We start from the raw sequence: 13,240 nt of genomic DNA on the forward strand, positions 1-13,240 counted from the left end.
CGCCGAGACACGGTCCTCCCTGAAAAGTAGGTTAACGCGGGTGAGATACCCGCGGTTAATCGGGATTATGTCCGATGACTCACAGGAACGATTCAGAAGCGCGCTAATTGGCCTGTTCGGCTGTATTCAACGCATCGAATTCGTCCCGGATCGCCGCCAGCGCACTCTCGATCACTGGGACATGCCGGTCCCGTAGCGCGAGAGCACGGGCACCCGCGCTCGCATGTTCGCGAATCTCGCGGTCGATCCGGGCGATGGCGTCCTCGGTGCGGGACTGGTCCGCGGCGTCGCGTTCGGCGGCGGCACGAGTCAGCGCCGCCTCGGCCCCGAGCACCCGGGTGGCCACCCACTCCTCCATCGCGGTGCGCTGTCGGCTTATGACCTCCACCACCCACCGATCGAGGACGGCCCGGTCATGCAAGAGGCCGCGGACCCCGACCACCCACACAGTCAGGGCGACCCCGATCACGGCGCCGCCGAGTGCGCCGCCGACCGCCCACCGCGGCGCCAAGTCCGCGAACACCCGGGTCAGCGTCAACGCCACCCCCACCCCGAAGCCGCCTCCCAGCAGCAGCATCAATCGGTTCTCCGCGCCGCGGGCCCGCGACGGCGGGGCGTCCACCTCGACGGTGGGGTGTGCGCCGACCGGCCCGACCGCCAGACCCACTTCCTCGCCGACGTCGGCCAGGTGCCGGGCGACGCCGGCGCCGACGTCGTTCGCCACCTCGCCCGCCCGGCGTCGAACCTCGTCGGGGAACCGGGCAAGGCCGCGTCGGCTCAGGGCCGCCACGTCTTCCTGCAACTCGGTCCGCACCGACGCGCACCGGTTGCGGGCGAAATACGTCAGCTCAAGGCGGGCCTGCTGGATCTGGGCGCGCAGCGCGATGGACCGCTGCGACTTGTCCACCCGGTATCGGTGCAACGCCGCGGCGCGCTGAGCACGCAGGGCTTCCAGCCTCGCATCCCGGCCGCGGCCGATCACGGCGGCCGCCAACCGCCGATTCGCTGTAAGCAGTTGATTCTCCTTGGCCCGCAAGCGATTTCGTCGGTCTGCCGTTTCGTCGGCGAGGATCTCGCGCAGCGCGGTGACGAGCTCGTCGACGACGGGCGCCCCGAGATCGGGCGCGGCGGCCGCACCCACCCACGGCACGTCGCGGTAGCGGGGCGCCCGCTGCGCGAGCAGTGCACGATCGGCGTCGAGCACCTCGCGCCAGGTGCGATGGACGTCGATCTTGGCCACCACCCCGATGACCACGTCGGTGTCGGCGGCGACGGAATCCAGTAGCGCACAGTCCGACTCGGTGAGCGGCGCCGTGGCCGACACCACGAACACCACCGCTGCCGGCGCCTGGCCGGCGGCGAGCTCGTCGGCTTCGACCACGGTGTGCTCGGGCAGCCGGTCCCGCAGGGCGATGACCACGCTGCTGGTCCCAGCCAGCCACGGACCGGCCACCAGCACCACGTCGCGCCGGACGACGGGGGGCATCGGCAGGGCCGGGTCGATCTGCGACACCAGCGACTCGACGCGGTCGGTCACGGCTCGGCCTCTACCGCTTCGGGAACACCGCCTGCGCGTTCCCACAGCCGCAGCGAGCCGCGCGCGATGTCGGCACCGCAGCAGGCGTGCAGGCGCGACACCGGCCCGCGCGAATACCGTTGCCACGCAACGGCACGCCGCAGGTGGGCCTCCGCGCTGACGTCAGCATCGACGATCATCCCCACGGCCCGCACCACCTCGATAGCCGCGGCCATCCTCGCGGCGACGGCCTCGTCGGTGGCCGAACCCAGTCCGGCCAGCCGCTCGTAGCGCACCGGTGCCGCGGCCGCCTCGAGCCCGCCGAGCAACCCGTCGAGCGCGCTCGCCGCGCGCAGCGCCGCGCTCACTTCGGCCCGGCCCGCGCCATTACGCAGCGCCAGCACCGCGTGCGCGATGCCGAACAGGTCGAGGTCGACGAGCAGCCGCTGCCGCACCGCGTCCGGCAGCTTGTGCTCACCGGTCACGAAGCGGTCGGTCGAGCCCAGGTCGGCCGGGTCGGCGGTCAGCGTTCGCAGCGCGCCGAGCACCTCGTCGTCCAGGATCCGATCGTCCACCGCGGCGGCCGCGGCCAAACCGGCCAAGGGATATACCGGCACACCCACGCTCTCGCCGAGCAGCCGGCAGCGCTCAGTAGCGGCCGCGACCGGTCCCGCGCCGCCGAATCCGGTCAGGTCCGCCTTGTTGAGGACGGCGACGACGGGCCGCGACGATCTGGTCAGCGCGCGCCGGTCCTCCGGCTTCAACGTCTCGGCGAATACGTGAACGTCCAGGTCGGCGGCTGCAGTCGGTGCCACCACTGCCACACCGGCCCCACGCAGCACGCGGGTCACCGTGCGCCGGCCGCACCCGGGTCGGCCGACCACCCTGACCCGCACCGGCAGCCCCACCACATCGGACATGCTGGCATCAGCGGGCGTGTGGCGCGAGCCACTACCAGGAGAAGGCAACTGTTGGGTATCAATCTGCACCACGGAGCGGGTACACCTCTGTTCATGAGCGACCATGGACGGATGCATGCGCAGCGCCACGGTGGCTCAGCCACGCCCGATGCCTGGCCGGCGCATCCCTATCCACGGATCACCAGCTTCCGTTCGCGGCGCTCGACGCTGACCGAGTCGCAGCAGGACGCGTGGGACCGGCTGTGGCCCGAGATGGGCACTATGGCACGCGAGGGCGAGGATCCCGCGGGCCTGCTGGACACCACCGCGTGGTTCGGCAGGCAGGCGCCCGTCGTCCTCGAGATCGGCTGCGGAACCGGCACCTCGACGCTGGCGATGGCGATGGCCGAGCCGGACATCGACGTCGTGGCGGCCGAAGTCTACAAACGTGGGCTGGCTCAGCTGCTCAGCGCGGTCGGCCGCGAAGGTGTATCCAACATCCGGCTGGTCCGCGGCGACGCCGTCGACGTCCTGGAGAATATGTTCGGCACGGGCTCGCTGACCGGGGTACGGGTGTTCTTCCCCGACCCGTGGCCGAAGTCACGGCACCACAAGCGCCGACTGCTGCAGCCGACCACGATCTCGCTGATCGCCGACCGGCTGCGGCCGGGCGGTGTGCTGCACGCCGCGACCGACCACGCGGGCTACGCCGAGCAGATCGCCGAGGCAGGCGATGCCGAACCGCTGCTGCGTCGCGCGCAGCCCGGCGACGAGCTGCCGATCTCGGTGCAACGTCCGAGGACCAAATACGAGACGAAGGCCGCTGAGGCGGGCAGCGCGGTGGCCGAACTCCTCTGGGTGAGGCAGCGATGAGTGTGATCGAAGACGCAACAGCACCCGCGCTGCCGGACAGCGGGGATCAGCCGGTGAGTCCGCCGATTCAGCGGGTACTTCTGGTCTGGGACGCGCCCAACCTGGACATGGGGCTGGGTTCGATCCTCGGCGGTCGACCGACCGCCGCACACCGGCCGCGATTCGACGCGCTGGGCCGCTGGCTCCTGAACCGCACCGCCGAACTGTCGGCCGGCCACCCGGACATCTCGGTGGAACCGGAGGCGACAGTATTCACCAACATCGCGCCCGGCAGCGCGGACGTCGTTCGCCCCTGGGTGGAAGCGCTGCGCAATGTAGGTTTCGCCGTGTTCGCCAAACCCAAGATCGACGAGGACAGCGACGTCGACTCCGACATGTTGGCCCACATCGAGCTGCGTCGCACAGAGGGCCTGGCCGCCGTCCTGGTCGCCTCGGCCGACGGGCAGGCCTTTCGCGCGCCGCTGGAGGAAATCGCCAAGTCGGGCACCCCCGCCTACGTGCTCGGATTTCGCGAACATGCCAGCTGGGCGTTAGCGTCGGATACCTTGGAGTTTGTCGACCTGGAGGACATTCCTGGTGTTTTCCGAGAGCCGCTGCCGCGAATCGGCCTAGATTCGCTCCCAGAGCAGGGGGCATGGCTACAACCGTTCCGGCCGCTGTCCTCATTACTGACATCGCGCGTCTGAGTAGGAGAAACCGATGCGCAGGTCGCAGAAGATTTGGTTAGGAGCTTAGGTGTTCGCCTGGTGGGGTCGAACTGTGTATCGATATCGATACATCGTGATCGGGGTCATGGTCGCGCTGTGCCTCGGTGGCGCCGTATACGGGGCCTCCTTGGGTAAGCACGTCACCCAGAGCGGTTTTTACGACAACGGCAGCGAGTCGGTGCGGGCCTCGACGCTCGCCGACGAGGTGTACGGCCGGGACCGCACCAGCCACGTCGTCGCCATCCTGACGCCGCCCGGCGACGAGAAGGTGACTGACAAGAACTGGCAGAAGACGGTCACCGATGAACTCGATCAGGTGGTCAAGGACCACCCCGACCAGATCGTGGGCTGGGTCGGCTGGCTGAAAGCCCCCGACACCACCGACCCGACCGTCAATCAGATGAAGACGGCGGATCTACGTCATACCTTCGTCAGCATCCCCCTCAAGGGCGACGACGACGACACCATCCTGAAGAACTACCAAACCATCGAGCCGGCGCTGAAGAAGATCAACGGCGGGACTATCCAACTCGCCGGCCTCAATCCGCTGGCCAGCGAGCTCACTGGGACTATCGGCACCGACCAGCAACGGGCCGAGCTCGCGATCGTCCCGCTGGTGGCCGTCGTTCTGTTCTTCGTCTTCGGCGGCGCCGTCGCGGCCGCGTTGCCCGCCATCATCGGTGGTCTCACCATCGGCGGGGCGCTCGGCATCCTCCGGCTGACCGCCGAGTTCGGACCGGTGCACTTCTTCGCCCAGCCCGTCGTGACGATGATGGGCTTCGGCATCGCCATCGACTACGGATTGTTCGTGGTCAGCAGGTTCCGGGAGGAACTTGCCGAAGGGTACGACGTCGAAGCGGCGGTACGGCGGTCGGTGATGACATCGGGACGCACCGTCGCGTTCTCCTCGGTCATCATCGTGGCGTCATCGCTACCGCTTCTGCTGATCCCGCTCGGCTTCCTCAAGTCGATCACCTACGCGATCATCGCGTCGGTGCTGCTTGCGGCCTTCCTGTCGATCACAGTGCTGCCCGCGGTCCTGGGAATTCTTGGTGCCAATGTCGACGCGCTCGGGGTCCGGACTCTGCTCAGAGTGCCGTTCCTGGCCAACTGGCCGTTCTCGCGAAAGATCATCGACTGGTTTATCGAAAAAACCCAGAAGACCAAGACCCGCGAGGAGGTCGAAAAGGGATTCTGGGGCCGCCTGGTCAATGTGGTGATGAAGCGGCCAATCGCTTTTGCCGCTCCCATCGTGATCATCATGACGTTGCTCATCATCCCGATGGGGCAGCTGGCGTTGGGCGGGCTCAGCGAGAAGTACCTGCCGCCGGACAATCCGGTGCGCAGCGCCCAGGAGCAGTTCGACAAAGAGTTCTCCAGTTTCCGCACCGAACCGCTGACCCTGGTCATCAAAACCAACAACGGCTCGCCGGTCACCGATCAGCAGCTCGACGATCTCCGTGCCGAAGCGCAAACGGTGTCCGGCTTCGCCGGCAGCGACGACCCCTCGAAGATGTGGGAGGAGCGCTCGGCCCAGAACGGCGGATCGAAGGACCCGTCCGTGCGGGTAATTCAGAACGGCCTGATAGACAGCAGTACCGCACCCCAGAAGATCCAACAGCTGCGCGCGCTGACCCCACCCCGGGGTACTACGGTCCTGGTCGGCGGTACCCAGGCGCTGGCACAGGACAGCATCTTGACGCTGTTCGACAAGCTGCCGCTGATGGTGTTGATCCTGGTGCTCACCACCACCGTCCTGATGTTCCTGGCGTTCGGCTCGGTGGTGCTTCCCATCAAGGCCGCATTGATGAGCGCATTGACGCTGGGTTCCACAATGGGCATTCTGACCTGGATGTTCGTCGAGGGCGGACACGGTTCCGGGCTGTTGAATTACACGCCACAGCCGTTGTTCGCCCCGATGATCGGCCTGATCATCGCGGTCATCTGGGGTCTGTCCACCGACTATGAGGTGTTCCTGGTCTCCCGGATGGTGGAGGCCCGCGAGCGCGGCCTGTCCACCGCGGAGGCCATCCGGATCGGCACGGCCACCACCGGCCGACTCATCACCGGTGCCGCGCTGGTGCTCGCCGTGGTGGTCGCAGCATTCGCGTTCTCCGACCTGGTCGTGATGAAGTATCTGGCCTTCGGTCTGCTGATCGCTTTGCTGCTGGACGCCACCGTCATCCGGATGTTCCTGGTCCCAGCCATCATGAAGCTGCTCGGAGACGACTGCTGGTGGGCGCCGCGCTGGATGAAGCGCCTGCAGGTGCGGATCGGCCTCGGCGAGACCCACCTGACCGACGAGCGCAAGCGGCCGGTCGTGCGGGAACCGGATCCCGCCCTCGTGGGTGCCGGTGCACCGGTATCGGCAGCCGGGGCCCGACGCCCGGCGCACGACCCGACCCATCCTGTCGAGGGCCGCGCGATGCCGCGTGTGGTGGGCCGCGCCGAATACCGCAACCCGCCGCCGCCGCAGGAAGCCCCGTCGGCCGCCGGAACCGCACGGATGCCGGATCCGGTCGAAGCCCGCACCGAGATCACCGCCGGCGGGCAGGAGCGCAGCGACCGGGGAATCACCGCCGGCGGGCAGGAGCGCAGCGACCGGGGAATCGCCGAAGCACCGACGACCAGGTTCTCGGTGGCCAAGAACGCCGTCAAGAACGCGGTGAACACCGCTGCTTCGGCGGCCAGGACCAACCGCCCGCCAGCGCCACCGGCGCCGGATCGGGAGATCGAGTCGTGGCTGGGTGAGCTGCGGGGATCCGGCGGGCAGGAGCGAAGCGGCCGGGGGTCGTTGCAGCCGGGCTCGACTCCGACTCCGCCGCAGCAGCCGTCGGCACAGCCGACTCAGGCGATGTCGGCTCCGGAGGACGCGACGACAGCGATCCCGGCCCAGCGCGAGCAGAACGACGACGTCTCCCCCGCGCTCAGCGCCGAGGAGACCCGCGCCATCCCGGTCAGCCGACCCGATCAGGGCGACTCCGAGGTGGCGACCGAGAAGCTGAACTCACGCGGCAAGAAAGAGGGCGATGAGCAACGCCGTCGCGGTAGCGGTGGCGGGGTCAGCGCGGCGGATCTGCTGCGCCGCGAAGGTCGCTTGTAGCTAGTCCCGCTCGCGCTTGGGCGGGACGACGTCGGGCTCGGCATTGAGGATGATGCCGTCGTCGTTCTCCTCGAGTTCGGCTGCCTCCTCGGCGGGGTCGTCGGCGACGAGAACCCGGATGGCGCTGTTGAGGAAGGCCACCAACGGCACCGACAACAGCGCGCCGACGATGCCGGCCAGCACGGCACCGGCCGAGATGGCCAGCACGATCGCCAGCGGGTGGATCGACACCGCGCGCCCCATCACCAGCGGTTGCAGGATGTGCGCCTCGAGCTGTTGCACCGCGATGATCAGCCCCAGCGTGATCGCCGCGTAGACCACACCTTTGGCCAGCAGCGCTACCACCACCGCGAGGAATCCGGTGACCACGGCGCCCACCAGGGGAATGAACGCACCGAGGAAGACCAGGGAGGCCAGGGGCAGCGCCAGCGGGATGCCCATGATCGCCAGGCCGGTGCCGATACCGACGGCGTCCACGAGTGCGACGAGCGCGGTGGCCCGCACGTAGCCGATCAGCGAGCCGAAGCCGGCCCGGCCTGCGTCCCGCACCCGCTCGCGGGCGTGCGACGGAATGATCTTGGTGACGAAGCTGTAGATGTTGCGGCCGCCGTGCAGCAGGAAGATCAGGGTGAACAGCACCAGCAGCGCGCCGGTGACGAGCTCGGTGAGGGTGGCCGCCGTCGACAGTGCGCCGGTGGTCAGCTGCTCCTGGTTGTCACGCAGCGCCTTGATGGCCGTGTTGCCTGCGTTGTCGATCTGTTCGCGACTCAGGTGCGCAGGGCCGTCGACGAGCCACCGGCGCAAGCCGTCGATGCTGTAGGTGACCTGCTCCACCAGGCCTGGCAGACCCGAAACGAACTGGCTGACAACGAAAGTCAGGATCCCGCCGAATATCGCGAAGCCGCCGAGCAGGATCAGGGCCACCGCCCCGCCCCGGGGAGCTCCGCGACGGTCGAGCCAGTCCACGGCAGGCAGCAGCAGGGCGGCCAGCATGGTGGCCAGTGCCACCGGAACCACGATGACCTCGAGGCGGCTGACGACCCACAGCAAGGCCACGATGGCCGCCCCGACCACCAGCAGGCGCCAGGACCACGCTGCGGTTTTACGGAGGAAGGGATCGACCGAGTCGTCGTCCGAAACGCGGGTGGCCGGCATGCGGCCAAGCGTAACCGGCTCGACATCCCGCAGGCGGAGACCGTCGAGACACGCCTGGACCGTTACGCTGATCTGCGTGTCCTACGACGCGTCGGTGAACGCCGCCCGCGAGGATCACGGCCCCCCGGTACGCGGGAAGTACTGGTGGGTCCGCTGGGCGGTGCTCGGCGTCGCGCTGATCGTGCTGGTCGTCGAGGCCACCCTGGTGTGGGATCAACTGGCCAAAGCCTGGACAAGCCTGATCTCCGCGAACGGCTGGTGGGTGCTGGCGGCGGCCGCCGCGGCCATGCTGTCGATGCACAGCTTCGCCCAGATCCAGCGGACGCTGTTGCGTTCGGCCGGGGTGATCGTCCACCAGTGGCGCTCCGAAGCGGCGTTCTACGCAGGCAATGCGCTGAGCACCACGATGCCCGGCGGTCCCGTGCTCTCGGCGACGTTCGTCTATCGGCAGCAGCGGCTGTGGGGCGCCTCTCCGGTGGTCGCGTCCTGGCAGTTGGTGATGTCGGGCGCGCTGCAGGTCGTGGGCCTGGCGCTGCTGGGCCTCGGCGGCGCATTCCTGTTGGGCGCCAAGAACAATCCGTTCTCGCTGCTGTTCACCCTCGGCGGGTTCATCGCCCTGCTGTTGCTCGCGCAGGCGGTGGCGACCCGGCCCGAACTCATCGACGGCATCGGCGTCAAGGTCCTGGGCTGGGTCAACTCGGTACGCGGTAAGCCCACCGACACCGGTCTGCGCAGGTGGCGCGAAACGCTGAACCAACTGGAATCGGTCAGCTTGAGCCGCCGCACCCTCGGGGTGGCGTTCGGCTGGTCGTTCTTCAACTGGGTGTGCGACGTGGCGTGCCTGGCTTTCGCCGCCTACGCCACCGGCGGGAGACCGTCGCTGGCCGGTCTGACCGTCGCCTACGCCGCCGCCCGCGCGGTCGGCTCGATCCCGCTGATGCCCGGCGGCCTGCTGGTCGTGGAGGCCGTGCTGGTGCCCGGCCTGGTCTCCAGCGGGATGGCGCTGTCCGGCGCGATCTCGGCGATGCTGATCTATCGGCTGGTCAGCTGGATCTTCATCTCGACGATCGGCTGGGTGGTGTTCTTCTTCCTGTTCCGGACCGAAGGCCCCCTGGACCCGGACGCCGTGGCCGACGAGATCGCCGCAGCCGAAGCGCAAGCCGAAAGCGGCCGTGGTGTCGTCGACGATCCGGCCGACACCGCGCTCCAGGGTCCGGTGCCGCCGCCATGCCCGGACCACGACGACGACACCCGGCCCTGATCCGACGGTGTGCTTGAATCCGAGCATGGCAGTTCGTAGCGACACCCGCCCGGCCGTACTGGCGTTGGCCGGCGACATCGTCTGCGTCGTGGTGTTCTGCGCGATCGGTCGCCGCAGCCACGCCGAGGGCTTGACGCTTGCCGGCGTCGCCGAGACGGCATGGCCGTTTCTGTCCGGCACCCTGGCCGGTTGGCTGATCTCCCGGGCCTGGCGCGCACCGACCGCGATCGCGCCGACCGGTGTGATCGTCTGGCTTTCGACCGTCGTGGTGGGAATGTTGTTGCGCAAGGCCAGTTCTCAGGGGGTTGCGGTGAGCTTCATCATCGTGGCGTCGGTGGTGACGGCGGTGCTGCTGTTGGGCTGGCGCGGCGTCGCCGCCGTCGTCCGCAAACGCAGCGGTTAAGCCTGCCCCGCCGGGGCGAGCGGTTCCGGGGCCGTCGAGACCGTCAACACGGCGCGCAAGCCGCCGAGCGGGCCGTCGGAGAGTTCGATATCGCCGCCGTGCAGCGCGGCCTGCTGAGCCACCAGCGCCAAGCCGAGACCTGAACCGCCCGCGGTGGCTGTGCTGCCACGAGCGAAGCGGCCCAACACTTTTCGATGCTCCTCGGCCGGCAGGCCACGGCCGTTGTCGTCGACGGTGATGGCCAGCAGCGGGCCCTGGCGGCGGGCACGCAGCACGATCCGGGTGGCTCCGCCGTGAGTGATCGCGTTGCGGACCAGGTTGTCCACGGCCAACCGCAACCCGGCCGGCCAGCCCCACACCGTGCCGGCCTCATCGGCCTCCACGATGATCTCCCCCACCCCGGACCGGATGTTCTCCCGCGCAACCCGATCGAGCATCTCGGCGACATCAATCGGCTCGCGGTCCTCGGCGCGGGCCAGCTGCCCCGACGCCAGCTGCCCCAGCGCAGTGATGATCGCCTCCACCCGGCGCTGCGCGCGCGCCAGATCGCCGACCACCTCGTCGCGTTCCTCGGGCGGCAAATCGTGGATACGCAGAGTGTCCAGATCGGCGCGCATCGCGGTCAGCGGGGTGCGCAGTTCGTGGGCGGCGTTGGCCGCGAAATCCTGTGCAGCCTGAAGCGAATTCGTGGTGGCCGCTTGGGCATCCGCGAGCCGGTTCAACATGGCGATCATCGCCTCGGACAGGTCCTCGGCCTCCCGGGAGCCGTGCACCGGATCGAGGCGATCGTGGCCGGTCCCCAACCGCCTGGTCTGCTCGGTGAGTTTCAGCAGCGGCCGGATCGCCGGGCCGGCCAGGATCCAGCCCAACGCCAGCGCGACCATCACCGCGAGACAGACGATCAATACGTAGAGCGGAATTCGGGCGCGACTCAACAGGATGCTGTCGGCGCGGATACCGATCGAGACCAGGATCCCGCCGGACTGGTCGACGCTCACCGTCCGCACCCGATAGTCGAAGCCGTTGACGGTGACCGTCGCGGTCCCGGGCGGCAGCGGCGGCAACTGGAACCCGCGCTGGAACATCACCTGGCCGGTACGCCGGGATCGTCCCGTCGTCACCACCCGACTGGGATCACGCAGCTGTTCGGGGTACATGCTGGCGTCGACGATCGAGTCGAGGCGCTTGTCCAGTTGCGCCTCATCGTTGTTCGCCAGCACGACCGAGGTCAGCGCCGCCAGCAGCGCGACCACGATCGCGGCGGCCACCGCGGCGGCCAGTGCGACCCGGCTGCGCAGGGACAGGCTCTGGCCCAGTGAACTCACGACCGGATCACGGCTCCGACCGCAGGACGTACCCGATGCCCCGCACCGTGTGGATCACCCGGGGCACACCCTCGCGTTCGAGCTTGCGGCGCAGGTAACTGATGAACACGTCGGCGACGTTCGTGTCGACGTCGAAGTCGTAGCCCCACACCAGCTCCAGGAGCCGCTGCCGGGACAGCACCACACCGGAGTTCTCGGCGAGCACCGCCAACAGGTCGAATTCGCGTTTGGTCAGCTCGACCCGGTCGCCGTTGACGAACACCAGCCGCCGGGCGGTGTCGATGGTCAGCGGCCCGATCGTCACGGCGTCGGAACCCTCGTGTGAATGCGACGCCCGCCGCAGCAGCGCATGCAGCCTGGCCACCAGCTCGCCCAGATCGAACGGCTTGGTCAGATAGTCGTCGGCGCCCGCTTCCAGGCCTGCGATCCGGTCGTTGACGGTGTCGCGCGCCGACAGTACGCAGATCGGAATGTCGTTGCCCAGTGCCCGCAGCGCGGTTACCACCGCGACACCGTCGAGCTCCGGCATCTGGACGTCGAGCACCAACGCGTCGTGATTCTCGTTCGCCAACAGCCGCAACGCTTCCTTGCCGGTCGCCGCTACCCGGACGTCGAACCCCGAGTGCCGCAATCCGCGGGCAACCGAAGTCCGGACGTCCGGGTCGTCGTCGACCATCAGGACGGTGCGGCCAGCGCCTTCCTGGGCGGGCTGCTGTCCTACCCGCACCGCGGGCTAGGCGCCAGGAACGTCAGGAGCGTTACCGCAGCGGTTCTTCAGATCGACCAAAGGCTGACGAATGCCCTGCAGGTCGGCCTTCACCGAGGGGTTGTAGTCCAGGTACTGCTTCACCTCGGACCGGATGGTGTCGCGCGGCGCACCCTCCAGACCGGTGAAGAACGCGTTGACGTCCGGGTGCGTGAACAGGTAGGCCGACGTCGCCGCGGACACACCCGCGGCCACACCGGCGAGGTCGGCGGCGGTGCAGTTCGGCGGCGGATCGGCCAGCGCCGACGGGGCCGCGCCAATCAGCATCGCGCCGGCGACGGCGCCCGTGCCGATCGCTCCGACGACCGCGCGACGGGCCAGACGGGCATTAAGCAACATGCTCGGACTCCTTAGCGTTGGGAGAAGCACTGCCAGTAACCGGTACTGACAGAAGAAAGCTAAGCAGAATTGCTGCAGACTTTCGCGCCTTGAGCTTAACCAATCGTGAGAATGTTCCGATGTGGCTGCTCAGGGCCGCTTATGAGGGAGCGGCGCACGCGCCGATTCAGCGAGTACCAATCGTGGCCGGGCCCGGCAGCGGGCCGTTGCCCAGCGGAGCCTGGCTGCCGGAGAGCTGTTGCGCCGGTGTCGTAGCCGTCAGCACGCCCGGCGCCGGTGCGGGCAGACCGCCGGTCTGAGCCGACTGCAGCACGCCGAGCAGCTGCGGCAGACTCACCGGCAACTTGCACTGGGTGGACATACTCGTCAGTGGCTGCTGGATGGCCTGCAGGTCCTTGGCGGCCTGCGGGTTGGCGTCGAAATAACTCTTCAGCGCCACCACCGTCTGCGGACCGGCCTGCTGCTGGGAGATCGTCGTCAACGCCTGATTGGTCTGCGGGTGCGCGTCCAGATAGGTCCCGGTGTTGGTGGCCACCGCGCCGACCGTCTTGGCGAGCTGACTGGCCGCGCACGGGTCGGGGGCGGCGGTCGCCGACGATGTCGACAGCGCCAACAGGGCGGCACCGCCGGCGGCGGTGGCGGCCAACACAGCGCACACCCCGCGGCGCAGTGGCGCGGTCGCGGAGATGGTGGACGCAGACATGGGGACTCCTCGACTTCGCTGACGTTTGAATGACGTCACGCCGCGGCGCAGCGTCGCTACGACTCGGCACGGTCCCCGACCCCTGGTGTGGTCGGTGGACATCCTGCCATCGGCAACGGCAGGTCCGCCACTCGTGCGCGGGTAACGAGCGCCTGATCAGAAGGTCTCAATCCAGCTAAGACCGCCGATC

General features: G+C 68.6%; 12 protein-coding genes. 5 read left to right on the top strand and 7 right to left on the bottom strand.

Annotated features, from left to right (window positions below):
* Window positions 1–103: 103 nt before the first annotated feature.
* Both BST42_RS05060 and BST42_RS05065 read right to left on the bottom strand, forming a co-directional pair.
* A complete protein-coding gene (locus tag BST42_RS05060; protein WP_083117486.1) occupies window positions 104–1,537 on the bottom strand; it encodes a hypothetical protein in 1,434 nt (477 codons plus the stop codon).
* Window positions 1,534–2,436 (bottom strand): hypothetical protein, encoded by a 903-nt coding sequence (locus BST42_RS05065; protein WP_083117487.1) that lies wholly within the window; start codon window positions 2,434–2,436, stop codon window positions 1,534–1,536. The genes BST42_RS05060 and BST42_RS05065 overlap by 4 nt, the downstream gene beginning before the upstream one ends.
* Before the next feature lie 93 nt (window positions 2,437–2,529).
* On the opposite strand from BST42_RS05065, the gene trmB reads away from it, so the two are divergent.
* Genes trmB through mmpL3 form a run of 3 tightly spaced genes read left to right on the top strand, consistent with a single transcriptional unit; the run spans window position 2,530 to window position 7,098 of the window.
* The gene (gene trmB, locus BST42_RS05070; RefSeq protein WP_083117488.1) at window positions 2,530–3,288 is read left to right on the top strand and encodes a tRNA (guanosine(46)-N7)-methyltransferase TrmB; all 759 of its coding nucleotides are present in this window, start codon (window positions 2,530–2,532) and stop codon (window positions 3,286–3,288) included.
* Window positions 3,285–3,974 carry an NYN domain-containing protein gene (locus BST42_RS05075; RefSeq protein WP_110918475.1) on the top strand — a complete coding sequence of 230 codons (690 nt, stop codon included), beginning with the start codon at window positions 3,285–3,287 and terminating at the stop codon, window positions 3,972–3,974. The genes trmB and BST42_RS05075 overlap by 4 nt, the downstream gene beginning before the upstream one ends.
* Before the next feature lie 49 nt (window positions 3,975–4,023).
* Entirely contained in the window at window positions 4,024–7,098 is a 3,075-nt protein-coding gene (gene mmpL3 / locus BST42_RS05080; RefSeq protein ID WP_083117490.1) for a trehalose monomycolate exporter MmpL3, read from the top strand.
* Here the strand turns inward: mmpL3 and BST42_RS05085 are convergent, their stop codons facing one another.
* Entirely contained in the window at window positions 7,099–8,253 is a 1,155-nt protein-coding gene (locus tag BST42_RS05085) for an AI-2E family transporter (protein ID WP_083117491.1), read from the bottom strand.
* Between the two features lie 76 nt (window positions 8,254–8,329).
* On the opposite strand from BST42_RS05085, the gene BST42_RS05090 reads away from it, so the two are divergent.
* Together BST42_RS05090 and BST42_RS05095 are read left to right on the top strand one after the other, a co-directional pair.
* Window positions 8,330–9,514 carry a lysylphosphatidylglycerol synthase transmembrane domain-containing protein gene (locus BST42_RS05090; RefSeq protein WP_083117492.1) on the top strand — a complete coding sequence of 395 codons (1,185 nt, stop codon included), beginning with the start codon at window positions 8,330–8,332 and terminating at the stop codon, window positions 9,512–9,514.
* A gap of 25 nt (window positions 9,515–9,539) precedes the next feature.
* Window positions 9,540–9,917, top strand: a complete 378-nt coding sequence (locus tag BST42_RS05095) for a DUF3054 domain-containing protein (RefSeq protein ID WP_083117493.1) — start codon at window positions 9,540–9,542, stop codon at window positions 9,915–9,917.
* On the opposite strand, the gene BST42_RS05100 is transcribed toward BST42_RS05095, so the two are convergent.
* The 4 genes from BST42_RS05100 to BST42_RS05115 form a co-directional block, all read right to left on the bottom strand.
* The gene (locus BST42_RS05100; protein WP_083117494.1) at window positions 9,914–11,242 is read right to left on the bottom strand and encodes a HAMP domain-containing sensor histidine kinase; all 1,329 of its coding nucleotides are present in this window, start codon (window positions 11,240–11,242) and stop codon (window positions 9,914–9,916) included. The two genes, BST42_RS05095 and BST42_RS05100, sit on opposite strands and share 4 nt — an antisense overlap.
* Window positions 11,243–11,249: 7 nt before the next feature.
* Window positions 11,250–11,918, bottom strand: coding sequence for a response regulator transcription factor (locus BST42_RS05105; RefSeq protein ID WP_170310646.1), 669 nt, complete (start codon window positions 11,916–11,918; stop codon window positions 11,250–11,252).
* A gap of 57 nt (window positions 11,919–11,975) precedes the next feature.
* Entirely contained in the window at window positions 11,976–12,347 is a 372-nt protein-coding gene (locus BST42_RS05110; RefSeq protein ID WP_083117495.1) for a heme-binding protein, read from the bottom strand.
* 166 nt (window positions 12,348–12,513) lie between these two features.
* The gene (locus tag BST42_RS05115) at window positions 12,514–13,050 is read right to left on the bottom strand and encodes a hemophore (protein ID WP_083117496.1); all 537 of its coding nucleotides are present in this window, start codon (window positions 13,048–13,050) and stop codon (window positions 12,514–12,516) included.
* Window positions 13,051–13,240: the final 190 nt, after the last annotated feature.

The organism is Mycolicibacterium rhodesiae (assembly GCF_002086695.1).
GTDB lineage: Bacteria > Actinomycetota > Actinomycetes > Mycobacteriales > Mycobacteriaceae > Mycobacterium > Mycobacterium rhodesiae.